At 69.9% G+C, this 23,318-nt stretch carries 20 protein-coding genes; 13 read left to right on the top strand and 7 right to left on the bottom strand.

The window, feature by feature from the left end; translation table 11 throughout:
• The first annotated feature begins 25 nt into the window (after positions 1–25).
• The 6 genes from ACGFU7_RS21420 to ACGFU7_RS21395 all read left to right on the top strand — a co-directional run bounded on the left by ACGFU7_RS21420 (position 26) and on the right by ACGFU7_RS21395 (position 5,681).
• Positions 26–352, top strand: a complete 327-nt coding sequence (locus ACGFU7_RS21420; protein WP_393697585.1) for a (2Fe-2S)-binding protein — start codon at positions 26–28, stop codon at positions 350–352.
• Positions 333–1,811 (top strand): NAD(P)/FAD-dependent oxidoreductase, encoded by a 1,479-nt coding sequence (locus ACGFU7_RS21415; protein WP_393697584.1) that lies wholly within the window; start codon positions 333–335, stop codon positions 1,809–1,811. The genes ACGFU7_RS21420 and ACGFU7_RS21415 overlap by 20 nt, the downstream gene beginning before the upstream one ends.
• 112 nt (positions 1,812–1,923) lie before the next feature.
• The gene (locus tag ACGFU7_RS21410; protein WP_393697583.1) at positions 1,924–2,832 is read left to right on the top strand and encodes a dihydrodipicolinate synthase family protein; all 909 of its coding nucleotides are present in this window, start codon (positions 1,924–1,926) and stop codon (positions 2,830–2,832) included.
• 89 nt (positions 2,833–2,921) lie between these two features.
• Positions 2,922–3,923, top strand: coding sequence for a proline racemase family protein (locus ACGFU7_RS21405; RefSeq protein ID WP_393697582.1), 1,002 nt, complete (start codon positions 2,922–2,924; stop codon positions 3,921–3,923).
• Entirely contained in the window at positions 3,920–4,864 is a 945-nt protein-coding gene (locus ACGFU7_RS21400; RefSeq protein WP_393697581.1) for an ornithine cyclodeaminase family protein, read from the top strand. The genes ACGFU7_RS21405 and ACGFU7_RS21400 overlap by 4 nt, the downstream gene beginning before the upstream one ends.
• 88 nt (positions 4,865–4,952) lie before the next feature.
• A complete protein-coding gene (locus ACGFU7_RS21395) occupies positions 4,953–5,681 on the top strand; it encodes a GntR family transcriptional regulator (RefSeq protein ID WP_393697580.1) in 729 nt (242 codons plus the stop codon).
• Positions 5,682–5,798: 117 nt separating this feature from the next.
• Here the strand turns inward: ACGFU7_RS21395 and ACGFU7_RS21390 are convergent, their stop codons facing one another.
• Positions 5,799–7,271 (bottom strand): aminopeptidase P family protein, encoded by a 1,473-nt coding sequence (locus ACGFU7_RS21390; protein ID WP_393697579.1) that lies wholly within the window; start codon positions 7,269–7,271, stop codon positions 5,799–5,801.
• Positions 7,272–7,593: 322 nt separating this feature from the next.
• Here ACGFU7_RS21390 and ACGFU7_RS21385 point away from each other — a divergent pair, with 322 nt between their 5' ends.
• On the top strand, positions 7,594–9,975 hold the full coding sequence (locus ACGFU7_RS21385) for a M9 family metallopeptidase (RefSeq protein WP_393697578.1): 2,382 nt from the start codon (positions 7,594–7,596) through the stop codon (positions 9,973–9,975).
• 98 nt (positions 9,976–10,073) lie between these two features.
• Here ACGFU7_RS21385 and ACGFU7_RS21380 read toward each other — a convergent pair whose 3' ends face one another.
• Complete coding sequence (locus ACGFU7_RS21380) at positions 10,074–10,463, bottom strand: barstar family protein (protein ID WP_393697577.1); 390 nt, start codon at positions 10,461–10,463, stop codon at positions 10,074–10,076.
• 93 nt (positions 10,464–10,556) lie between these two features.
• A complete protein-coding gene (locus tag ACGFU7_RS21375; protein ID WP_393697576.1) occupies positions 10,557–10,949 on the bottom strand; it encodes a ribonuclease domain-containing protein in 393 nt (130 codons plus the stop codon).
• A gap of 340 nt (positions 10,950–11,289) precedes the next feature.
• Here ACGFU7_RS21375 and ACGFU7_RS21370 point away from each other — a divergent pair, with 340 nt between their 5' ends.
• The gene (locus ACGFU7_RS21370; protein ID WP_393697620.1) at positions 11,290–11,652 is read left to right on the top strand and encodes an ATP-binding protein; all 363 of its coding nucleotides are present in this window, start codon (positions 11,290–11,292) and stop codon (positions 11,650–11,652) included.
• 42 nt (positions 11,653–11,694) lie between these two features.
• On the opposite strand, the gene ACGFU7_RS21365 is transcribed toward ACGFU7_RS21370, so the two are convergent.
• Positions 11,695–12,771 (bottom strand): DUF2637 domain-containing protein, encoded by a 1,077-nt coding sequence (locus ACGFU7_RS21365; protein WP_393697575.1) that lies wholly within the window; start codon positions 12,769–12,771, stop codon positions 11,695–11,697.
• A gap of 191 nt (positions 12,772–12,962) precedes the next feature.
• Complete coding sequence (locus tag ACGFU7_RS21360; RefSeq protein WP_393697574.1) at positions 12,963–13,811, bottom strand: (2Fe-2S)-binding protein; 849 nt, start codon at positions 13,809–13,811, stop codon at positions 12,963–12,965.
• Positions 13,812–13,956: 145 nt separating this feature from the next.
• Between ACGFU7_RS21360 and ACGFU7_RS21355 the strand changes: the two genes are divergently transcribed.
• The gene (locus ACGFU7_RS21355; RefSeq protein WP_393697573.1) at positions 13,957–14,733 is read left to right on the top strand and encodes a GntR family transcriptional regulator; all 777 of its coding nucleotides are present in this window, start codon (positions 13,957–13,959) and stop codon (positions 14,731–14,733) included.
• A gap of 22 nt (positions 14,734–14,755) precedes the next feature.
• Here the strand turns inward: ACGFU7_RS21355 and ACGFU7_RS21350 are convergent, their stop codons facing one another.
• Complete coding sequence (locus ACGFU7_RS21350; RefSeq protein WP_393697572.1) at positions 14,756–15,541, bottom strand: hypothetical protein; 786 nt, start codon at positions 15,539–15,541, stop codon at positions 14,756–14,758.
• Between the two features lie 163 nt (positions 15,542–15,704).
• Positions 15,705–17,465 carry a PucR family transcriptional regulator gene (locus ACGFU7_RS21345; protein WP_393697571.1) on the bottom strand — a complete coding sequence of 587 codons (1,761 nt, stop codon included), beginning with the start codon at positions 17,463–17,465 and terminating at the stop codon, positions 15,705–15,707.
• Positions 17,466–17,725: 260 nt separating this feature from the next.
• On the opposite strand from ACGFU7_RS21345, the gene ACGFU7_RS21340 reads away from it, so the two are divergent.
• The 4 genes from ACGFU7_RS21340 to ACGFU7_RS21325 all read left to right on the top strand — a co-directional run bounded on the left by ACGFU7_RS21340 (position 17,726) and on the right by ACGFU7_RS21325 (position 23,276).
• The gene (locus ACGFU7_RS21340; protein WP_393697570.1) at positions 17,726–18,616 is read left to right on the top strand and encodes an FAD binding domain-containing protein; all 891 of its coding nucleotides are present in this window, start codon (positions 17,726–17,728) and stop codon (positions 18,614–18,616) included.
• Positions 18,617–18,618: 2 nt separating this feature from the next.
• Positions 18,619–19,212: a (2Fe-2S)-binding protein gene (locus tag ACGFU7_RS21335; RefSeq protein ID WP_393697569.1), complete on the top strand. Its 594-nt coding sequence runs from the start codon at positions 18,619–18,621 to the stop codon at positions 19,210–19,212.
• Between the two features lie 2 nt (positions 19,213–19,214).
• Positions 19,215–21,599, top strand: a complete 2,385-nt coding sequence (locus tag ACGFU7_RS21330) for a xanthine dehydrogenase family protein molybdopterin-binding subunit (protein ID WP_393697568.1) — start codon at positions 19,215–19,217, stop codon at positions 21,597–21,599.
• Between the two features lie 225 nt (positions 21,600–21,824).
• Positions 21,825–23,276, top strand: a complete 1,452-nt coding sequence (locus tag ACGFU7_RS21325; protein ID WP_393697567.1) for an NCS2 family permease — start codon at positions 21,825–21,827, stop codon at positions 23,274–23,276.
• The last annotated feature ends 42 nt before the right edge of the window (positions 23,277–23,318 follow it).

Below are 23,318 nucleotides of genomic sequence, written 5' to 3'. Positions count from 1 at the left end.
CTCGTGTGCCCCAGGAGAGGACCCTGTGAGACGTACCCGTGCACGTACCCCGGCCGAGCTCGTCGCGGCCCAGCCCGAACCGGAATTCCAGCTGACCCTCGACGGGCGCCCGATCCGTGGACTGCCGGGCCAGAGCATCGCCGCGGCCCTCTGGTCGGCGGGCATCCTTACCTGGCGCACCACTCGGATCCACGGCCGGCCGCGGGGAGCCTTCTGCGGCATCGGTGCCTGCTACGACTGCCTGGCCACGGTCAACGGCCGGCCGAACCAGCGCGCATGCCTGCTTCCCGCCCGCCCCGGCGACGCCGTCACCACACAGGAGGGCGACGGGCATGCCGCACTCGGCAGATGAATGCCGCCCAAGTGACGCGGACTGCGCCGGACTCGCCGTGGTGGGCGCGGGACCGGCCGGCCTGGCCGCAGCCGTCACCGCGGCCGATCACGGGCTCGACGTGGTTCTGCTGGACTCGGCCGTCACGCCCGGTGGACAGTACTACCGCAGCCCGGCCGACGGGCTCGGCGCCACCCGGCCCGGCGCCCTCCACCACGGCTGGCCCGTCTTCGCTGAACTCTCCGCACAATTTGCCGCGCACCGCGGCTCCGGCTCGATCCGTCATCTTTCCAACCACCAGGTGTGGACGGTCGAACGAGCCGGTGGCGGCGACTGGATCCTGCACGCCGTCACCGGAGCCGAAGGGGATCACCGTTGCGCTGTCCGGGCCCGCCGACTGCTGCTGGCGACGGGTGCCCATGAACGTCAACTTCCCTTCCCCGGCTGGACACTTCCGGGCGTGGTGAGCGCGGCCGGCGCCCAGGCCATGCTCAAGTCCGGCCTGGTGCTGCCCGGCCGCCGGATCGTGGTCGCGGGGAGTGGCCCGCTTCTGCAAGCCGTCGCCCTCTCGCTGACGCGCGCCGGTGCGAGCGTTCCCGCACTCATCGAAGCATCCGGTTACGGGGCGTACGCGCGTGCTCCCCGGGTGCTGGCCGCCAACCCCGGCAAGATGGCGGAAGGGGTCCGGTACGGGGCGGCACTGACCGGCGCCGGAGTTCGCGTGCTGACGCACCGGGCAGTCACGGACGTGCACGGCGACGACCGGGTGGAGGCGGTGACCGTCAGCCGGGTCGACCGCCGGTGGCGTCCCGTGCCGGGGACCGGCCGCAAGATCGCCTGCGATGCCCTCGCCGTCGGACACGGGCTCGTTCCTCAGCTGGAACTCGCCGTGGCGGCGGGCTGCGGTACGCGCGTGTGCGCGGACGGTACGCATGCGGTCACCCTCGACGAGCAGCTCGGGACCACCGTGCCGGGCGTCTGGGCGGCGGGAGAGACCGGTGGCATCGGCGGCGTCGAACTCGCCCTTTGTGAAGGAGAGTTGGCCGCGCTATCGGTCATTCGCGAGATACGGGGCAGTGTGCCGCGGGCAGCGGCGCGCAGAGCAGTCGCTCTGCGTCGTTCCCGACGCCGTCTGCGGGCCTTTGCCGCGTTGATGGGAGCCGTGCACCGGCCGGGGGCGGGGTGGAGCGAATGGCTGACCGGCGACACGGAGGTCTGCCGTTGCGAAGAGGTCACCGCGGGCCGGATCCGTACCGCGTGCGAGGAGCTCGGAGCCGGTGACACCAGGACCGTCAAACTGCTCACCCGGGCCGGAATGGGATGGTGCCAGGGCCGGACCTGCGGATTCGCCGTCCGTGAACTGGCCGACGCGCACGGCAGCGGACGCAGCACGGGCGAAGAGCCGGACGGCCCCGACCGGCGCCCGCTGGCCTGCCCGGTAAGGCTGTCCACGCTCGCCGACCTGGCCGAACCCGGATAGACGCGCAGCCGCTCCCCGACACCCCTCGGCCGCGCCTCGGTACTTCGCGCCGCCGGCTGTTGCCCATGCTTCCCCCCCACGCCGTAAATGTCACACCACTCAAGGAGCCACGATGCAGACGAACGCCCACCCGCGCACCCGCCCCTGGCACGGGGTCATGGTCGCCACCCCGATCACATTGCGCGATGACTGCACGATCGACTACGACGCCTATGCCACGCATGTCCAACAGCTCATCGCGGAGGGTTGCGACGGTGTGGTGCCCAACGGGTCACTGGGGGAGTACCAGACCCTGACCGACAGCGAACGCGAGCAGGTGGTCCGGGTCGCCGTCGAGGCGGCAGGCGACGGCAGCCGCGTCATGCCGGGCGTCTCCGCCTACGGCAGCGCGGAGTCGCGGCGCTGGGCGGAACAGGCCGCAGAGGCGGGCGCCGGTTCCGTGCTGCTCCTGCCGCCCAACGGATACCGCTGCGAGGACGCGGCGGTCCGAGCCCACTACGCCGCTGTGGCCGAAGTCGGGGTTCCGGTCGTCGCGTACAACAACCCGTACGACACCAAGGTGGATCTGACACCGAGCCTGCTCGCCGCTCTCCACCAGGAGGGCAGCATCGTGGCGGTCAAGGAGTTCAGCGGCGATGTCCGAAGGGCCTACGAGATCGCCGAACAGGCGCCCGGCCTCGACCTGCTCGTGGGCGCCGACGACGTACTGCTGGAACTGGCACTTGCCGGGGCCGTCGGCTGGATCGCCGGCTGTCCGAACATGCTGCCGTCCTGCTGTGTCGAGCTGTACCGGGCCGCTGTGACCGGTGACATGGCAACTGCCCTGCCGCTGTACCGCGAGCTGCATCCCCTGCTGCGGTGGGACTCGAAGCCGGAGTTCGTCCAGGCCATCAAGGCATCCATGGACGTTGTCGGACGCCATGGCGGCCGTACCCGTCCGCCACGCCTTCCCCTGCCCGCCGACGACGAGGCAGCCGTACGTGCCGCGACGGAGAAGGTACTGGCCGGGGGCCTCGGCTGAGCGCGGTTCGGTCGTTGTACGTCCGGACAGCGCCCGACCCGGCCCGTTCTTCGTGTTGTTCATGACGAACTGACGAACCAGGAGAAGCCTTGCAGACACGTCACATCTTCCACGCAGTCGACTCACACACCGAGGGCATGCCCACCCGCGTCATCACCGGCGGCATCGGCACCATTCCCGGTGCCACGATGGCTGAACGGCGCACGTACTTCCGGAAACACCGGGACGCCGTGCGAACGCTGCTCATGTACGAACCGCGCGGCCATGCCTCCATGAGCGGCGCGATCCTCCAGCCGCCCACCCGGCCCGACGCGGACTTCGGCGTCCTCTTCATAGAGGTTTCCGGGTATCTGCCGATGTGCGGGCACGGCACCATCGGGGTCGCGACCGTTCTGGTGGAGACCGGAATGGTCGAGGTCACCGAACCCGTCACCACCGTACGGCTGGACACCCCGGCCGGACTCGTCAGCGTCGACGTCCGAGTGAAGGACGGCGCGGCCACCGCTGTCACCCTGACCAACGTTCCCGCGTTCAGCGTCGCACTCGACCGGACGGTGGACGTACCCGGCTACGGACCGGTCCGCTACGACCTCGCCTACGGCGGCAACTTCTATGCGATGGTGCAGCTGTCCGACCTCGGGCTGCCCTTCGACCGGGCGCGCAAGGGCGACATCCTGGCGGCCGGACTCGCCCTGATGGACGCGGTCAACGCCGCTGACCGGCCCGTTCATCCGGAAGATTCCGACATCAACGGCCTCAAGCACGTGCAGTTCATCGCACCCGGTTCCGATGCCCGCCACTCCCGACACGCGATGGCGATCCACCCCGGCTGGTTCGACCGGTCGCCCTGCGGAACCGGCACCTCGGCACGCATGGCCCAACTGCACGCCCGTGGTGAATTGGCCCTGGACACCGACTTCGTGAACGAGTCGTTCATCGGAACCTCGTTCACCGGGCGTCTCGTCGAGAAGACCACCGTGGGCGGGCTTCCCGCCGTCGTCCCCACCGTCACCGGCCGCGCCTGGATCACCGGTACCGCGCAATTCTTCCTGAACCCGTCCGACCCCTTTCCCGAAGGATTCCTGCTGTGAACCTGCCCCTGCTCGGTGCCGACGACATCGAGGCACTGGGACCGACCGGAGCCTTGGACGCCCTGGAGGCGGCGCTGAGCGGGGGACTCGATCCGGAGACGTCCCCGGCCCGGCACCATGTCACAGTGCCAGGCGGAGAACTGCTGATCATGCCTGCCACCACCCATCAGGTGACCGGAGTGAAGATCGCAGGAGTCGCCCCCGACAACCCGGCACGCGGCCTGCCACGGATCACTGGAAGCTATCTGCTGCTCGACGGCCCCACTCTGCTGCCGCTCGCCCTGCTCGACGGGGCCGCGCTCACCACACTGCGCACACCGGCCGTGTCGGCACTCGCGATCCGCCACCTCACCCCGCCCGTCCTGCGCCATCTGGTGCTCTTCGGAACGGGCCCCCAGGCGTACGGACACCTTGCCGCGGTGCTCGCGGAACGGCACGTCGAACGCGTCACCGTGGTCGGCCGTACCCCGCGCCGGGTCGCCGCACTGGTCGAGCACGCCCGTCAACTCGGCGTGGACGCCGGGGCGGGTGAGGCGCACGGGACGGAGGAGGTCGTCACGGCCGATCTGGTGCTCTGCTGCACCACATCCGCAACCCCGCTGTTCGACGGCACCCTGGTGCCGGACGGGGCGACGGTCGTGGCGGTCGGTTCGCACACCCCGGACGCCCGGGAGGTCGACACGGCTCTGGTGTCACGCTCCACCGTGATCGTCGAATCGAGGGCGGCAGCCCTGCCGGAGGCGGGCGATCTGCTGATCCCGATGGCGGAAGGAGCCTTCAGCGCCGAGGACATCGCCGGCAACCTCGCAGACCTGGTGACCGGTCGGATCCTCGGTGAGAAGCCGGCCGCCTTCGAGCGCCCCCGGTTCTTCAAAAGCGTCGGAATGGGGTGGGAAGACCTCGCGGTCGCCGCGGCGGTGCACCGGAAGTCGGCGCCCTGACCAAGTTGTCCACAGGTCAGGAGCGACGGGCCCGAGCGGAAAGGTGACATTGTATTCTGAGGGCCCGTACGGCGTTGGAGGAACAATCATGGCCCGCCTGTCGACGCTCAATGTCATCTCGGCGCAAGAGCACTTGCGCGACCGGGTGGCGAACGCTCTCAGGGCGGCCCTGATCGCCGGAGACCTCCGTCCGGGCATGATCTACTCCGCCCCCGCCCTCGCTGCCGAATTCGGGGTGTCCGCCACCCCGGTCCGCGAGGCCATGCTGGACCTGGTGCGTGAGGGCCTGGTCGAAGCGGTCCGCAACAAGGGTTTCCGCATAACGGAGTTGACCGACCAGGACCTCGACGACTTCACCGAACTCCGCGCCATGATCGAGGTACCCACCGTCGGCCGCATTGCCCGGATGGGCAAGGTCAGGGAGCTGAAGGCACTTCGGCCGCTCGCCCTGGCGATCGTCGCTGCTGCCGCCGAGCACGACATCATCGGTTATCTGGAGGCCGACCGCCGCTTCCATCTCGAACTGCTCGGTCTGGCGGGTAACCGCAGGCTGGTGGAGGAAGTCGGCAACCTGCGCAAGCGATCGCGCCTTTTCGGATTGAACCGGCTTGACGCGACGGGGAAGCTGACCGTATCGGCCGAAGAGCATGTCCAACTGCTCGACCTCGTGATCGCCGGTGACGCCCAGCGCGCCGAGGCCTGCATGCTGGCCCATATGTCACATGTCAGGTCGATATGGGCCGAGGGGGACGGCGACGACGCCGGCGCCGGAGGCACCCGGGGCAGAAGGGCGTCGCTGCCGGTCGCAGAGGCCTGAGCCACCGGCCCCGCGACGCCGCCCCCCATGTGCCGGTCGGTCTTAAGCGGCACTCCGTCCTCCACCGGCCGCCCCCGTCCCCTGCGCGGGGGCGGCCGGTGGAGTGGGCCGTCCGGTTCAACCGTCCAGCAGGGCGGCCATCCACTCCTCGATTCCGTCGGCAGTGCGCGGCAGCGCGGACGACATGAGGCGTGCGCCGTCGGCCGTGATCACGAGGTCGTCCTCGATCCGCACCCCGATTCCGCGCAGTGACCGGGGCAGCGTCTCGTCGTCGGGCTGGAGATAGAGCCCCGGTTCCACGGTCAGTACCTGGCCGACTTCCAGGCGCCCGTCCACATAGCGGTCGGCGCGCGCCTGGGCGCAGTCGTGGAGGTCCATGCCGAGCATGTGACCGCTGCTGCAGAGCGTGTACCGGCGGTAGAAGCCGTTGTCGGCGTCGAGTGCCTCCTCGGCGGACACCCGCAACACGCCCCATCCGTACAGCCCTTCGGTGATGACGCGCATGGCCGCCAGGTGGAAGTCACGGAATCGTGCCCCAGGGCGCAGGGCCGCGATGCCCGCTTCCTGCGCGGCGAGCACCAGCTCGTAGACGCTGCGCTGTGCGGGGGAGAAGCGGCCGGACAGCGGCAGGGTGCGGGTGATGTCGGCCGTGTAGAGCGAATCGGTCTCCACCCCGGCGTCCAGGAGCAGCAACTGGTCGCGGTCCAGCGGACCGTCATTGCGGATCCAGTGCAGGGCACAGGCGTGCGCGCCGGCTGCGGCGATCGTGGAGTAGCCCGGACCGTTCCCCTCCAGCCGGGCCCGCAGATTGAAAACGCCCTCGATCCAGCGCTCACCCCGCGGGTGCCGCAGCGCCTGCGGAAGGCTTCGCACCACATCCTCGAAACCCGTCACCGTCGCATCCACGGCTTGCTGCAACTGGCCTGTCTCCCAAGGATCCTTGACCAGTCGGAGCTCGCTGAGCACTGCCTCCAGTCCTGCCGGCGCCGACCGTCGGCGCTGGAACGAGTGGCAGGAACGCAGTAGTTCGTCGACGGCAGGGTCCACCCCTCCCAGCGCCCGTACCGGTGGCTGTGGCCCGGTCAACAGCTTCTCCCAGGCGTCCAGGTGTGCACAGCGGATGCCGGTCATCCGGGCGGCTTCCTCCAGGTCGGGTCTGCGCCCGACCCAGAACTCCCCGTATCTGCGGTCGCGGTAGAACTCGCGGCCGGTGCGAGGTGACCTGGGCCGCAGATACAGCACCGCCTCGTGCCGCTCGTCGCCGTCGGGTTCGAGGACGAGGACGTGTCCGGCCTGGTCCTCGCCGGTGAGGCCGGTGAGCCAGGCATAGCCGGTGTGCGGCCGGAAGCGATGGTCCGTGTCGTTGGAGCGGACTGAGAGCGCACCCGCCGGGATGACCAGGCGCTCGCCCGGGAAGCGGGCGGCGAACCGAGCGCGGCGGGCCGGGGTGACGTCGTGCGAGGGGACGCGGATGTCCGCAGGCAGTGGGGTATCCGCCCACGCCGTGCTCATGAAGGCGTCCAGTGCGGGCGACACCGGCAGGTCATGGCTGCCAGTGCGGGGCGCGGAGAGGGAATGGGTCACGGGCATTGCTCCTCAGGGTTCTGTCGGCGCTCTGTCGAGGTTCTGTCGGGGCGCAACGGTTCGGCGGTCAGCAATCCGAAGTCGGCGGCCGGTGCGTACGCGAGGCGCGACTGAACTCCGGTGTCGTGGCGTGGAGTTGGTGCCGAGATGAATGCTGCGAAAAGACTTCCGAAGAACATGTGACATGTGCCATTGTACAGCGCGTGGAAGGATCGGTCGTGTTCATGTCATTTCGTGAGTGCAGTAAGACCTGATCCGGCCCCACCCCCCACGCATTCCCCCACAGCCGTGCACCGTTGTGCGGCAACACTCCGCTGGGAGGCGGCACGTGAAGAACCGAACGGTTCGACAGAGATTCACCGGACTGTCCACTGTGGTGCTGGCAGCATGCCTGGGCATAGGCCTGCTCTCCGCACCCAGCCAGGCCGTCGAGCGGCACCCCACCGCATCGACAGCGACCGGTAACACCCGGACCGGCGACGCCGGTCCGGTCCGTACGGGCAGCGGCCCCTCCGCCGAGGCGCTGACCGCACCTGCGGACGACGCCGCCCACGTCGGCCGCAAAGCCCTCAAGGCCGCCGACCGCCCGCCGTTGTCCGCATCCAAGGACGCACTGCGGCGGGACTACGACGACCCCGGCGCCGCGCTCCCGAGCCACTTGGCGCCTTCGATGAAGGCCGACTCCAAGGCCAAGGCCAAGGCCGGCTCCAAGGCCCGGACCGCTGCCGAGTGCAATGTCAGCGACTTCACCAGCCGCACCGGAAGCGACCTGGTCCAGCAGATCAAGTCATCGACGACCGACTGCGTCAACACGCTGTTCCGTGTCAAGGGCAACGACGGCAATCTGGCCTTCCGCGAGGCGCAGATGGTCACTGTCGCCAACGCCCTGCGTGATGGATCGGCCGCCTACCCCGGCGACAGCAGTACCGGCATGCCCCAGCTGGTCCTCTATCTCCGAGCCGGGTACTACGTGCAGTTCTACGACCCCGACACGGTGGGCAGCTACGGGCCGGAGCTGCGTACGGCGATCCAGGGCGGGCTCGACGCGTTCTTCGCCTCCTCGCATGCCTTCGACGTCACCGACGCCAACGGAGAGACCCTGTCCGAGGCCGTCATATTGATCGACAGTGCCGTGGAGAACGCCCGCTACCTGTCTGTCGTCAAGCGGTTGCTGGCCAACTACGACTCCTCGTACAACAGCTCCTGGTACATGGTCAACGCCGTGAACAGCGTGTACACGGTCATGTTCCGGGGCCACCAGATGCCGGAGTTCATCAGTGCCATCGAGGCCGATTCCAGTGTGCTGAACTCCCTGCACGACTTCGCCGCGAACCACCTCGACCTGCTGGGCACCAAGCAGTCGTTCCTGGCCTCCAACGCGGGACTCGAACTCGGCCGCTTCCTCAAGGAGGACTCGCTGCGCGCCAAGGCGAGCCCGCTCGCGGCCGACCTGATGAGCAAGACCTCCATCGACGGCCCCACCGCCCCGCTCTGGGTCAATCTGGCAAAGATGGTCGACGCCTACGACAAGGACAACTGCGCGAACTACGGCGCCTGTGACCTCGCGGAGCGTCTGGAGAAGGCCGTCCTGCCGGTGAAGCACACCTGTAGCGACAGCATCACCATCCGGGCGCAGGACATGACCGCGGAGGAGCTCGAAGCCAGCTGCACCAGCCTGCGCGACCAGGACGCCTACTTCCACGAGGTGGCCCGGGACAACGGCGCGGTCGCCGACGACAACAACAAGACCATCGAGGTCGTGGCCTTCAACTCCAGCACCGACTACCAGACCTACGCCGGAGTGATCTTCGGCATCGACACCAACAACGGTGGCATGTACCTGGAGGGCGACCCCAAGGCCGAGGGCAACCAGCCCCGGTTCATCGCCTACGAGGCCGAGTGGGCCCGCCCCGACTTCCAGATCTGGAACCTCAACCACGAGTACACGCACTACCTCGACGGCCGCTTCAACATGTACGGCGACTTCGCCGCCGGATTGACCACCCCGACCGTCTGGTGGGTGGAGGGCTTCGCGGAGTTCGTCTCGTACTCGTACCGCAAGGTCACCTACGACGACGCCGTCGCCCAGGCCGCCAACCGCACCTACACCCTGCGGACCCTGTTCGACACCACCTACGACAACGCCGACCAGACCCGCGTCTACAACTGGGGCTACCTGGCCGTCCGTTACATGCTCGAATCCCACCGCTCTGACGTCGACACCCTGCTCGGCCTCTACCGCAAGGGCGACTGGGACGGCGCCCGCACCCTGCTCACGTCGACCATCGGCAGCCGTTACGACGCCGACTGGGACACCTGGCTGGCCGCCTGCGCGGCTGGCGCCTGCGGCAGCGGGTCCACCAACCCGCCCGGTGAGATCACTGAGTGCAAGGACACCGACACCAGGCTGCTGGGCCGGAACTGCATGCGCAGCGAGCTGAAGGCCGTCAAGGGCGACTACGCCTACCTGGCCGTCGTCATTCCGGCCGGCACCACCCAGTTGAAGATCACCGCCTCCGGCGGCACGGGTGACGCCGACCTCTACTACAGCGCGAAGGAGTGGGCGACCACCGAGGTCTACACCGACAAGTCCGTCGGGGCGGGCAACGAGCACACCCTGACCGTCAACAACCCGGCGCCGGGCTACCACTTCATCAGCCTCTACGGCACTGAGAAGTTCGACGGCGCCAAGGTCACCACTGAGTTCTGATCCCTACGACCCCCATGGTATCGGCCGGCCGAGTGATGACCCCGCTCGGCCGGCCGGTGCCGCCGTCCGGGCCGCGTCCGCCGGACACGGCCCGGGGCTCACGACAGCCGCAGCCCGCCGGGCGCCGTTCCGTTCGTCAGCGCCTCCACGAGCAGGTCGAACAGGGTCGGTCCCCGCCCCGCCAGCGCCTCGTCCAGCCGCTGCTGGACCGCCGCGCGGTTTGTGGGATGCACCCGGCTCAGGCTCTGCCGCAGCCAGCGCGCCGTCTCCTCATGGCCCAGGGCCTGCGCGGAGGAGGTGTGGTCCCGCCACTCGAAGACGAAGTCGCCGTCGTCGGGCGTGCCCATGCCGCCGCTGAGACAGTCCGCGAGAGCGTCGAGGTTGCGGCCGAAGTACCCGCCGGGGCCGTTCACGGCCTCGCCGATCACTTCCCAGAACTGCTCCAGGCCGGTGACCCGGGAGCCGTCGATCACATAGGTCACGGTCATGGGTGGAGGGTACAAGTCCAGCCGCTTCCGGTGGTCCGTGATCCGCGCCGCAGGTGGGGGGCTACGGCGCGGATCGGCTCGGAGGGCCGGGCTTCAGCAGCCCTGGTCGATCAGGTCGAACGTGGCGTAGTGGTCGCTGGTGTAGTAGTCCTCCTGCACCTCTTCACCCGTGACGATGCGACGCGCACCGCGGGTCGGGGAGCCGGGGGTGATGACCGTGTACTCGTGGTAGTAGCCGGTGCTCTGACCGGGCAGAACGCCTTCACGGTTCTGGAAGACGGCACCGTCTTGCGAGTAGGGGAACGGGCCACCCGCCTCGATCAGGTCGAGGGTGTCGTGCGCCTGGGAGGGCAGCGCCGAGTAACAGATGCTGCCGACCGAGGTGGTGGCGGCGGTAGCGGCCGTGGTGACCGGGCCGCCGACGAAGAGGACGGACAGGAGGGCGGCAGCGCCGCCGAGCGTGGTGATCCGTGGGGGGATTCGCATAGTCATCATGATGACGCGCGTAGACATGGTCCCGTCAACGCCAACCAGTGTGAATTTTTTGGAAGTTAACCGGAAGGGCAGGGATGTGACATCGATGTGTCCGCCGCCCCGGCCGTGCAGCCCGCTCGCTGTTCACTTATTGATGAGTCGACAAGCGTGGCGGCCCGTCTGTGGGGCATGCATCCGGGGACGACGAGAAATCGCGAAGTCGAGAAGGGGGCGATTCACTGTGCGGGCGGGGGAAATGATGGAGCGTCAGGGAGATGCCGATTCCATGGCAGACGGGGCGGCGCACGAGCCGGAGGCGCAGGGACAGCAGCCGGTCCGGCTGCGTCGCAGACTGGCCCACACAGATCTGGCGGCCGTGAGTGAAGTGCGGTGTGCGTTAAGGGAGTTCCTGCGCTACCGGTGGCGGGCCGAGCCGGCCGAGATGGCGGAGCTCCTGCTCAGCGAGCTGGTGACCAATGCGCTGATCCATACGAGGCACGGCGCTGTCGTCACAGTGAGCGTGGCACCCGCGAAACTTCGGGTGGAGGTGCGGGACTTCGTATCCGGAATGCCGCTGTCGTACGTACCGAACGCCGACGACGGTACGCATGGCCGAGGGCTGATCCTGGTGCAGAGCCTCGCGGACGCCTGGGGAGTCAGCGCACACGCGCTGGGCAAGGTCGTCTGGTTCGAGCTGGACGGCGAAAGGCCCTGAGAGCCCGGAAGGGACCGGGCCGTCAGGGCCTTCTGCGGCGGATCAGCCGAACTGCTGCTCCAGATCCTTAAGTTTCCGCTCAAGCGAATCGAGCCGGGGCAGTGCCTGGGTGTCGTCCTCGGCAGTGAGGTCGACGGTGATCGGATCATTCAAGTTCCGGTCTGAGGCGCTGGAGCTCGGACCCGTCACGGCTTGCAGGGATGGCCGGGGGCGCAAGGGCAGTTGTCCCGGCTCGGATATGGCGGGCTCCACGACGGACTGCGTGGAGCCCGTCGCCGGCGCGATGGCCTGGACGTCCACCTGGGTGCCACCCCGGCCGACCCGGCGCCAGGCACGGTTCTGTCGGTTCAGCGCCTTGATGTGGGCCCGGTCCAGCTTCTCCTGGTCCTTCCTGCGGAGACGGTTCTGCTCCTTCTCCCGCCGGTCCTCACGTACCTCGTCGACCGCTTCGTCAAGGGTGCGTACGCCCTCCAGCAGCATCAGCGACCAGGCGCCGAAGGTCTCCCGGGGGGCGCGCAGCCACCGTACGATCCGGATCTGCGGCAGCGGACGGGGCACCAGGCCCTGCTCGCGCAGCGCGGCCCGGCGGGTCTGCTTCAGCGCCCGGTCGAAGAGCACGGCCGCCGAGAGCGACATCCCGGCGAAGAAGTGCGGGGCGCCCGCGTGGTCGATTCCGCGCGGTGCATGCACCCAGTTGAACCAGGCTGCCGCGCCGGCGAACGTCCATACGAGCAGCCGTGATCCGAGCGCCGCGTCACCGTGGCTTGCCTCGCGCACCGCGAGTACGGAACAGAACATCGCGGCCCCGTCGAGGCCGAACGGAACGAGATACTCCCAGCCCCCGGAGAGGCCGAGGTTCTGCTCGCCGAAGCCGACGAGCCCATGGAAGGAGAGGGCGGCGGCGACCGCCGCGCAGCAGAACAGCAGGACGTACGAGGCGCTGGCATACAGCGTCTCCTTGCGTCTGCGACGCTCCTCGCTGCGCTCCCAGCTGTCGTCGGCCGCGGAATTGTCAGCGGCGCGCTTGCCGCGTGCGACCACCGCCATCGCCGCCAGGACCCCCACGAGCAGCACGGCGCCCGGAAGCAGCCAATTCAGCGATATGTCGGTCAGTCTCATGCGCGGTCCCTTGCATCGCGTAGGGCATTTCGGGCGCCATGATTGCCGAAACCCCAACACGCTCAGGGGGTTTCGGGGCAAGAGAACGCCATTGGGTTGGCAAGGCATACGGATAGCCAGGATCTGATCGAATATCCGTACACGGCCAGTGATCTGCGTTCGAATAGTACTACCCGCGCGGACGGTGTGGATCAGTGAGTGGGTGTCAGTTTCCGTACCCGGTCGGCGTCACAGGTGCGCGGGCAGGTGACGCAGGTGTCCTCGGGGCGCAGCGTGTAGAAGAGGCAGCAGCTCGCCCGGTCGCGGGTGGGCAGCGATTCGCCGTTCGGCCCGGTCAGTTCACGGAAGCCCGCCGAGCCGACATACGGCTTCGTGGTGCCCGGCAGGAGCGCCTCCAGCTCGGCCATGGCCCGCCGTTCCTCGCCGAGCAGGTGGGCGATGTACCAGAGGCCCTCGACGACCTCGTCCGTCGCCATGCCCCACAGGGCCCGCCTGCCGCGCCGCATCCGCGGTCCGAAGCCGTCCAGCACCGGACCGAGGTGGTCGGCCACGGCGGCGAGCACCTCGGCCCGCAGCGCCACCTCGTCGGGGACCACTCGGGCGCCCGGCAGCCCGGCCGCCGGATCGTCCGGAAGGCAGGCGAACTCCCGTACGCGGACGGTCAGATGACCCAGCGCCCGCTGGAACGCCACGTCACCGACGGGGATCCGGGGCACCCGCCGGTGCAGGAACCACGGCACCGTCACCAGCAGACAGGCGGGCCAGGCGTACCGGTGCAGCCCGAAGCTGGCGACCACATCGGGGCGGGGCTGCTGCCCGTAGTCCCGCAGCACCTGCGCGTGGTCCCAGGCGAGGAAGGCATCGAGTGCGGCACCACCCGCCGCGAGCTCGTCCGCACCCACCCAGCCGGCACCGCGAGGGGCGGCCTCGCCATCTGTCAGCACCTCTGCGCGCAGCCCGGGGAAGACCTCGGCCAGACGTGTGTACGCGCCCGTCACGGCGGACACGGTGGTGCCGGGGAGCAGGGTGGGGAGTGTCATGCAGGGACCACCGAATCGCGATCGTTTGCAGGTAAGCCTTACCTTACCCGAACGGATCGATGTTTGAACTGCGGCCTCCTCCGCCTATCGTGCACAGGGGCATGGCGCACGCGAGCCGCGCCCACGGCAGGCCGAGGAGGTCCGAGTGGAGCAGGGCAGAGCGCGTGAGCAGGCGCGGCCGTCGTACGCGTCCGTCGCGCCCGCGACCACCCCGGCGTCCGTACGCGTGCCCGAGCAGGCACGCGTCGAGCAGGTACGTGGCGAGCACACCCACAGTGAGCCGCCCGCCCCGCGGCCAGTGGTGCAGCGGCACTCCGTACGCGGCCAGATCCTCGACGCCCTGCGCGCCGCCCTGGTCGACGGCCAGCTGGTCCCGGGGCAGGTCTACTCCGCCCCGGCTCTCGGCGCCCGCTTCGGGGTCTCCGCGACCCCGGTGCGCGAGGCGATGCAGCAGCTGGCCATCGAGGGTGCCGTCGAGGTCGTACCGAACCGCGGTTTCCGGGTCTCCCAGCGGGGCCCACGCGAGCTGGCCGAGCTGGCCGAGGTACGTGCCCTGATCGAGGTCCCCGTCATGCTGCGGCTGGCCCGCACCGTGGCCCCGGCCCGCTGGTGCGCCCTGCGCCCGCTGGCCGACGCCACGGTCGCGGCGGCCGCCGTGGGCGACCGGGCGAGCTACGCCGAGTCCGACCGGGCCTTCCACGGCGCGGTCCTCGCGCTCTGTGGCAACGAGCAGTTGGTGATGGTCGCCGACGATCTGCACCGCCGCTCCCAGTGGCCCCTGGGGAACACCCCCGCCACCCGTCGCGCCGACCTGCTCGCCGACGCCGCCGATCACACCGCCCTGCTCGACGCGCTCATCGCCCAGGACCTGGCCGTCGCGCAGTCGCTCGTACGGGAACACTTCACCGGCGCCGAGAGCTGACGCCTGACCGGCCCATAGAGGCTCAGTTCGCCCCGGCCGTCTCCGGGGGCGGCGGGTCCAGGTGCGGAGCCAGCCACGTGGGTACGCCCCCGAGCAGCCGGAAGAGCCGGCCCGCCTCGGCACGCAGCCGGGTCGCCGCCTCGGGCTCCGGCTCGGAGTCCGCGAGGGCGATGAGGGCCGGAGCCGTGCCGATCAGGTAGCCCAGCTCCTCCCTGATCCGCAGGGACTCGGCGAAACCGTGCCGTGCCTCCGCCAGTTCGCCCTCGCGCAGGGCGAGCAGGGCGAGATGGCGCCAGGTCGAGGAGAGCAGCAGCGCGTCGCCCTGGGCGGTGGCGCCGGCGTGGGCCCTGCGGTACGCAGCACGCGCGGCCTGCGGCGAGTCGGCGATGTTGTGCGCGATCAGGCCCCGGCGGAAGTCCAGCAGCGGGCGGCCCGGCGCGGACGGGGCGAGCAGCGCGGCGGCCCGGCTCAGGGCGACGCTGGCCTCGTCCGCCCGGTCCCGTACGCCGAGAAGCGTCGACGCATACGCCAGATGGCCACGCTCACAGGCGGCCGCGCCGCGTTCGGCGTCGTCGTGGGCCAGTGCCTCGGCGGTGCGCAGGGCGTCCTCGGCGTCGGTCCAGCCCTGCCCGGTGTACAGGCACCGTTCGGTCAGCAGGGCGGTCCGCTGGAGTGCCGCCGCCGGATCGGTCGCGGCGTCGTGTTCGAGCAGCGCGGCGGCGTCCGTCCAGCAGGCGCGTGACCGCAGCCGCCATACCGCTGTCTGGAGCGGCGGATCGTCATCTGCTGTCGTTCCGGAACCAGACATGGCGGTATGCGCCACATTGCCCTCCCCGAGCGCGCCATTGAGCTGTTGGGTCTGGCCGCATCTCAGCACGGAATGGCACGCCGGGCCAAGGGGTCGGGTCAATGTCAGGTGAAATATTTCACAAACAGCCGGACCCGTCAGGAGCCGTGGCAGGGCCCGGAAGTCAGCTCATACGCAGGGCGAGGAAGAAATCGAGCTTGTCCTCCAGGCGCGAAAGGTCACGCCCCGTCAACTGCTCGATTCGCCCGACCCGGTAGCGCAGTGTGTTGACGTGCAGATGGAGCCGGGACGCGCAGCGGGTCCAGGAACCGTCGCAGTCCAGGAACGCCTCCAGCGTCGGGATCAGCTCCGCGCGGTGGCGCCGGTCGTAGTCGCGCAGCGGGTCGAGCAGCCGTGCGGTGAACGCGCGGCGCACGTCGTCGGGGACGAACGGCAGCAGCAGTACGTGCGAGGCCAGTTCGTGGTGCCCGGCCGCGCAGACCCGGCCGGGGCGTGCCGCCGCCACCCGGCGGGCGTGCCGGGCCTCCTCCAGGGCGCCGCGCAGACCTTCGGGGGAATGCACGGCCGCGCTGACACCCAGTGTCAGCCGGCCGTCGTCGGCGAGGCCGGCGGAGAGCGGTTCGCGGACGGCGGCGAGCAGCACATCGGCATGCAGCGCGGGGTCCTCCTCGGCGGTCGCCTCGGCCTGCGCCGCATCGGGGCCGGAGTCGTGGGCCGGTGCGGGCGCGGTGACGGCGGGCAGCGGTACGAGGGCGACGGCCTCGTCGCCCGTGTGGGCGACCGCGATGCGGTCCGCGGAGTCGGGGCCGGTGACCGCGGGGTCGACGAGGATCTCCTCCAGCAGCGCCTGGGCCACCGGACCGCCCGCGACGGCGGAGCCGGAGCCGCCGGCCGGGGTGCCCGTGGTGGCGGAGCCCTCCGCGCCGCCCCACTCGACCCTCGCCACCACGACCTGCCAGTGCGGCGCGGTCCCCAGACCCGGGAGCAGCACCGGGGCGGCGACCCGCAGCCTGGCGGCGATCTCGGCGGGCGGGGCGCCCGTCTGGACCAGTTCGAGGACTTCCTGGGCGAGCCTGCGGCGTACCGTACGGGCCGCGTCGCGCCGGTCGCGTTCGACCGCGATCAGCTGGGTGACGCCCTGGAGCAGGTCCAGCCGGGCGGGCGGCCAGTCGCTCGCGTCCGCCTCGACCGCGAGCAGCCAGTCGGAGAGCACCGACTCGCGCACGTCGCGGGAGGCCGGGACCGCGCCCCGCCCGGCGTTCCGGATCGGGAAGAGCGAATACGTGGTGCCGCCGACCGCGGCCCGGTGCGGGGCCCGGCGGCCGGTGCGGGTGGCGGCCAGATGGTGGCCGGCGAGCGCCGCGCCGACCGGCCCGGCCAGCGGTGCGTCACCGGCGCCCGCGATCTGCCGGCCGGTGGGGGAGAGCACCCAGGCGTGCAGGTCGAGGTCGGAGCCGAGCAGATCGAGAACCACCTCGGGGCCACCGCCCGCCGGGCCCGAGGTCATGAGCCTGCGGTGCCGGTCCACGACCGCGGCCAGATCGCCCGCCCGCTCGCCGGACACCTGGCGCACCACATACTCGGTGATCGTTGCGAACGCGACGGTCTCATGGACGGCGAAGAGCGGCAGCCGGTGCCGCGCACACGCCTCCACCAGATCGCCGGGGATGTCGCCGAGCTCCGCCTCGCCCGCCGCCAGCCCGGCGACGCCGGCGCCCGCCAGGATCCGTACGAACGGCTCCGAGTCCGTCGCGTCCCGGCGCCAGGCCAGGCCCGTCAGGACCAGCTCGCCGCCCGACAGATAGCGGCTGGGATCCCGCAGGTCGGTGGTCATCACGCCGCGGACGGAGCGGTCCAGCTCCTCCTCGCCGCCGAGCAGTCGCAGGCCCAGCGCGTCGGTTTCCAGCAGTGCGCGCAGCCGCATCTCGTCGCCGCCGATCTCTTTCGTTGGTGCGGGTGAAAACTGGGTATTGCGGTGAGGTTACTGATCCCCGCCATTCGTTCGAATCTACAAGACGAGGATGGAGACCAGCCAACTCCTTCATGGTTTCGGTGACTGCACCGCGTGGAGTCCCGGTTGTGTACTGGGCCACACACCGCGTTAACAGCACATGAACAAGCCAATCGAGGGCCGGCCGTCCCCAGCCCCAGCGAACGACCCGAATGAGAAGAAGAGAGCCACTCATGGACTTCCTTCGCCCCGCCAGCTGGGAGGAGGCGCTCGCCGCCAAGGCCGAGCACCCTACGGCTGTGCCCATTGCGGGCGGCACCGATGTGATGGTCGAGATCAACTTCGACCACCGGCGGCCCGAGTACCTCCTGGACCTGAACCGCATCGGTGAGCTGTCCGAGTGGGAGGTGGGCCAGGAGAACGTGCGGCTCGGCGCCTCCGTGCCGTACAGCCACATCATGGAGCACCTGCGGGCCGAGCTGCCCGGACTGGCGCTCGCCTCGCACACCGTCGCCTCGCCGCAGATCCGCAACCGCGGCGGCGTCGGCGGCAACCTGGGCACCGCGTCGCCCGCCGGAGACGCCCACCCGGCGCTGCTCGCCGCGGGCGCCGAGGTCGAGGCCGAATCCGTACGCGGGACCAGGATGATCCCGATCGACGCCTTCTACACCGGCGTCAAGCGCAACGCCCTCGCCCCGGACGAGCTGATCCGGGCCGTGCACATCAAGAAGGCCGACGGGCCGCAGCAGTACTCCAAGGTCGGCACCCGCAACGCGATGGTCATCGCGGTCTGCGCCTTCGGCCTGGCCCTGCACCCGGAGACCCGCACGGTCCGCACCGGCATCGGCTCGGCCGCCCCCACGCCCGTACGGGCGAAGGAGGCCGAGGAATTCCTGAATGCCGCGCTCGAAGAGGGCGGTTTCTGGGACAGCCGCACGATCATCACCCCGTCCATCGCCTCGCAGTTCGCCACGCTCGCCGCCGGTGCCTGCAACCCGATCGACGATGTGCGCGGCACCGCGAGCTATCGCAGGCACGCGGTCGGGATCATGGCCCGCCGCACCCTCGGCTGGACCTGGGAGTCGTACCGCGGCAACGGCCGCAGCACCGAAGGAGCTGCCTGATCATGCGCGTCAATTTCACGGTCAACGGCCGCAGGCACGAGGCGGACGACGTCTGGGAGGGCGAGTCCCTCCTCTATGTGCTGCGTGAGCGGATGGGCCTGCCCGGCTCGAAGAACGCCTGCGAGCAGGGCGAGTGCGGTTCCTGCACGGTCCGTCTGGACGGTGTCCCGGTCTGCTCCTGTCTGGTCGCCGCGGGCCAGGTGGAGGGGCGTGAGGTCGTCACCGTAGAAGGCCTCGCCGACTTCGCCGCCCACCGCTCCCAGGCACACCCCGGCAGCGGCTGCGCCTCCGGCGCCTGTGGCACCGCACTCGACAAGGCCCGGCAGTGGGAGGCCGAGCCGGCCGGCGAGGAGACCCGGGACACCGGTGAACTCTCCCCGATCCAGCAGGCGTTCATCGATGCCGGAGCCGTCCAGTGCGGCTTCTGCACCCCCGGCCTGCTGGTTGCCGCCGACGAACTGCTGGAACGCAACCCGGAACCGTCCGACGCGGACATCCGCGAGGCGCTCTCCGGCAACCTCTGCCGCTGCACCGGCTACGAGAAGATCCTCGACGCGGTCCGCCTCGCGGCCGCCCGCGCGGAAGAAACGGTCTGACGATGGGCGTTACCGGCAACCCCACCAGCATCAACCAGGGCACCCGCACCAAGGGCGGCATCGGCGAGTCCACGCTGCGCCCCGACGGCATCCTGAAGGTCACCGGCGAGTTCGCGTACTCCTCCGACATGTGGCACGAGGACATGCTCTGGGGCCACACGCTGCGCTCGACGGTCGCGCACGCCGAGATCGTCTCCATCGACACCTCGGAAGCGCTCGCCACGTCCGGCGTCTACGCCGTACTCACCTACGACGACCTGCCGACCTCGGTGAAGAACTACGGGCTCGAGATCCAGGACACCCCGGTCCTCGCCCACGGCAAGGTCCGCCACCACGGCGAACCGGTGGCGCTGGTCGCCGCCGACCACCCGGAGACGGCCCGCCGCGCCGCCGCGAAGATCAAGATCGACTATCGCGAGCTGCCCGTCGTCACGGACGAGGCCTCCGCCACCGCCCCCGACGCGCCCCTCATCCACGAGGGCCGCGACGACCACCACGCGGGGCACGTACCGCACCCCAACATCGTCCACCGCCAGCCCATCGTCCGCGGCGACGCGGACGCGGCGGCGGCCCGCGCCGATGTCATCGTGAGCGGCGAGTACGTCTTCGGCATGCAGGACCAGGCATTCCTCGGCCCCGAGTCCGGTCTGGCGGTGCCCGCCGAGGACGGCGGCGTCGATCTGTACGTCGCCACCCAGTGGCTCCACTCCGACCTTCGCCAGATCGCCCCGGTCCTCGGCCTGCCCGAGGACAAGGTCCGCATGACGCTCTCCGGCGTCGGCGGCGCCTTCGGCGGCCGCGAGGACCTGTCGATGCAGATCCACGCCTGCCTGCTCGCCCTGCGCACCGGTAAGCCGGTCAAGATCGTCTACAACCGGTTCGAGTCCTTCTTCGGGCATGTGCACCGTCACCCCGCCAAGCTCTGGTACGAGCACGGCGCCACCCGCGACGGCAAGCTGACCCATATGAAATGTCGCATCGTACTGGACGGTGGAGCCTATGCCTCCGCTTCGCCGGCGGTCGTCGGCAACGCCTCCTCGCTCAGTGTCGGCCCCTACGTCATCGACGACGTCGACATCGAGGCCATCGCGCTCTACACCAACAACCCGCCGTGCGGCGCCATGCGCGGCTTCGGCGCGGTCCAGGCCTGCTTCGCCTACGAGGCCCAGATGGACAAGCTCGCCGCCGAACTCTCCATGGACCCGGTCGAGTTCAGGCAGCTCAACGCCATGGAGCAGGGCGCCCTCCTGCCGACCGGGCAGGTCGTCGACTCGCCCGCCCCGGTCGCCGAACTGCTGCGCCGGGTCAAGGCCAGGCCACTGCCGCCCGAGCGCCAGTGGGAGACGGCCGGCGAACAGGCCGATGTACGGGCCCTGCCCGGCGGACTGTCCAACACCACCCACGGCGAAGGCGTCGTACGCGGAATCGGCTACGCGGTCGGCCTCAAGAACGTCGGCTTCTCCGAGGGCTTCGACGACTACTCCACCGCCCGGGTGCGTATGGAGGTCATCGGCGGCGAACCCGTCGCGACCGTGCATACCGCGATGGCCGAGGTCGGACAGGGCGGCGTCACCGTCCACGCCCAGATCGCCCGCACCGAACTCGGCGTCGCCCAGGTCACCATCCGCCCGGCCGACACCCAGGTCGGCTCGGCCGGCTCCACCTCCGCATCCCGGCAGACGTATGTCACCGGCGGCGCCGTCAAGCACTCCTGCGAGGCCGTCCGCGAGAAGGTCCTGGAGATGGGCCGCCGCAAGTTCGGTACGTACCACCCCGCCTGGGCCACCGCCGAACTGCTCCTGGAGGGCGGCAAGGTCGTCACCGACGGGGGCGAGGTGCTGGCCGATCTGGTCGACGTACTGGAGGGCGAGGCGGTCGACATCGAGCTGGAGTGGCGCCACCGGCCCACCGAGGCGTTCGACCTCCGCACCGGACAGGGCAATGGCCATGTCCAGTACTCCTTCGCCGCCCACCGCGCGGTCGTCGAGGTCGACACCGAACTCGGCCTGGTCAAGGTCATCGAACTGGCCTGCGCCCAGGATGTCGGCAAGGCCCTCAACCCGCTGTCCGTCGAAGGACAGATCCAGGGCGGCACCACCCAGGGCCTGGGCGTCGCCGTCATGGAGGAGATCATCGTCGACCCGAAGACCGCGAAGGTGCGCAACCCGTCCTTCACGGACTATCTGATCCCCACCATCCTCGACACCCCGACCATTCCGGTCGATGTGCTCGAACTCGCCGACGACCACGCCCCGTACGGGCTCCGTGGCATCGGTGAGGCCCCCACCCTCTCGTCCACCCCGGCCGTCCTCGCGGCGATCCGGAACGCGACGGGCCTGGAGCTCAACAGGACGCCGGTGCGACCCGAGCACCTCACCGGCACCTGAGTCGCGGCTCCCTCCTGAACTCTCCGGGCGGTGCGTGCCTCCCAGGAACGTCACACTTCCGCCGCCCGCACCGCCCGGAGAACCCAGTAATACGTGGCATTCCACTCTGCATGAACAGTTCGCCTCGGGCCGTCCCCCGGGTCGTGCCGCCAGCGCAGTCATCCCAAATCCCGCATATCGATTCTTCATCGCGGGTGTCCCTGTGAACCTTGGGAGTCAGGCATCATGACCCAGCAGTCAGTGGAGCCCAGGACCAGTGCGGAGGATGCGGGCCCAGGCTCGCGCGTCCCCGCCGGAAGATCCTGGCTCGACCGGTACTTCCACATCTCCGACCGTGGCTCCACCGTCGTACGCGAAGTGCGCGGTGGCATCACCACCTTCATGGCGATGTGTTACATCCTTCTGCTCAACCCCCTCCTGCTGTCCGGGCCGGACGTGGCGGGCCACCGCCTCAGCCACGCCGGGCTGATCACGGCGACCGCGCTCGCCGCCGCCGTCTCCACCCTGCTGATGGGCTTCATCGGCAAGGTGCCGCTCGCTCTCGCCGCGGGGCTCTCCGTCTCCGGTGTGCTCGCCACCCAGGTGGCACCCCACATGACCTGGCCGCAGGCCATGGGCATGTGTGTGATGTACGGCGCGGTGATCGTGCTGCTGGTCGTCACCGGGCTGCGCGAGATCATCATGAACGCGATACCGCTGGCCCTGAAGCACGGCATCACCATCGGCATCGGCATGTTCATCGCGCTCATCGGCCTGGTCAACGCCGGCTTCGTCGGCAAGGGCGCCCCGGTCACGCTCGGCGTGGGCGGGCAGCTCTCCGGCTGGCCCGTACTGCTCTTCTGCGTCACCCTGCTGCTCATCTTCATGCTGCAGGCCCGCAATGTGCCCGGCGCGATCCTGATCGGCATCGTCGTCGGCACGATCCTCGCCGTCGTCGTCAACGCGGCCGGCGACATCAGCCCCAAGGCATGGGGCGGCAGCGCACCCGAACTGCAGGGCAGCGCCGTCTCGATGCCCGACTTCGGGCTCTTCGGGCATGTCGAGTTCGGCGGCTGGGGCGACATCGGCGTCATGACCGTCGGCATGATCGTCTTCACCCTGGTGCTGGCCGGTTTCTTCGACGCGATGGCGACCATCATCGGCGTCGGTACGGAGGCCGGGCTCGCCGACAGCAAGGGCCGGATGCCGGGCCTGTCCAAGGCGCTGTTCATCGACGGAGCGGGCGGGGCGATCGGCGGTGTCTCCGGAGCCTCCGGTCAGACCGTCTTCATCGAGTCGGCGACCGGCGTCGGAGAGGGGGCCCGCACGGGGCTGTCCTCCGTCGTCACCGGCGTGCTCTTCGCCGCCGGACTGTTCTTCACCCCGCTCGCCCAGATCGTGCCGGGGCCGATCGCCGCCGCCGCGCTGGTCGTCATCGGCGCGATGATGATGCAGAACGCCCGCCATGTCGACTGGAGCGACCGCTCCGTCGCGGTGCCGGTCTTCCTGACCGTGGCCCTGATGCCGTTCACGTACTCCATCACCGCCGGAGTCGGCGCCGGAGTGATTTCCTTCGCCGCGATCAAGGCGGCGCAGGGCAAGTTCCGTGAGGTCGGCGCCTTCATGTGGGTGCTGACCGGCGTGTTCGTCGTGTACTTCGCGCTCAGCCCGATCGAGAGCTGGATCGGCGCCAAGTAGGACCGGCCCGTACAAGGCCCTCCGCCCCTCCGCACACCCGTA

Origin of the sequence: Streptomyces sp. NPDC048473, from assembly GCF_043200155.1 — a bacterium.
Lineage (GTDB): Bacteria > Actinomycetota > Actinomycetes > Streptomycetales > Streptomycetaceae > Streptomyces.
Note: the sequence above shows the minus strand (reverse complement) of the source record. Positions and strands in the feature narration are given on the sequence as shown.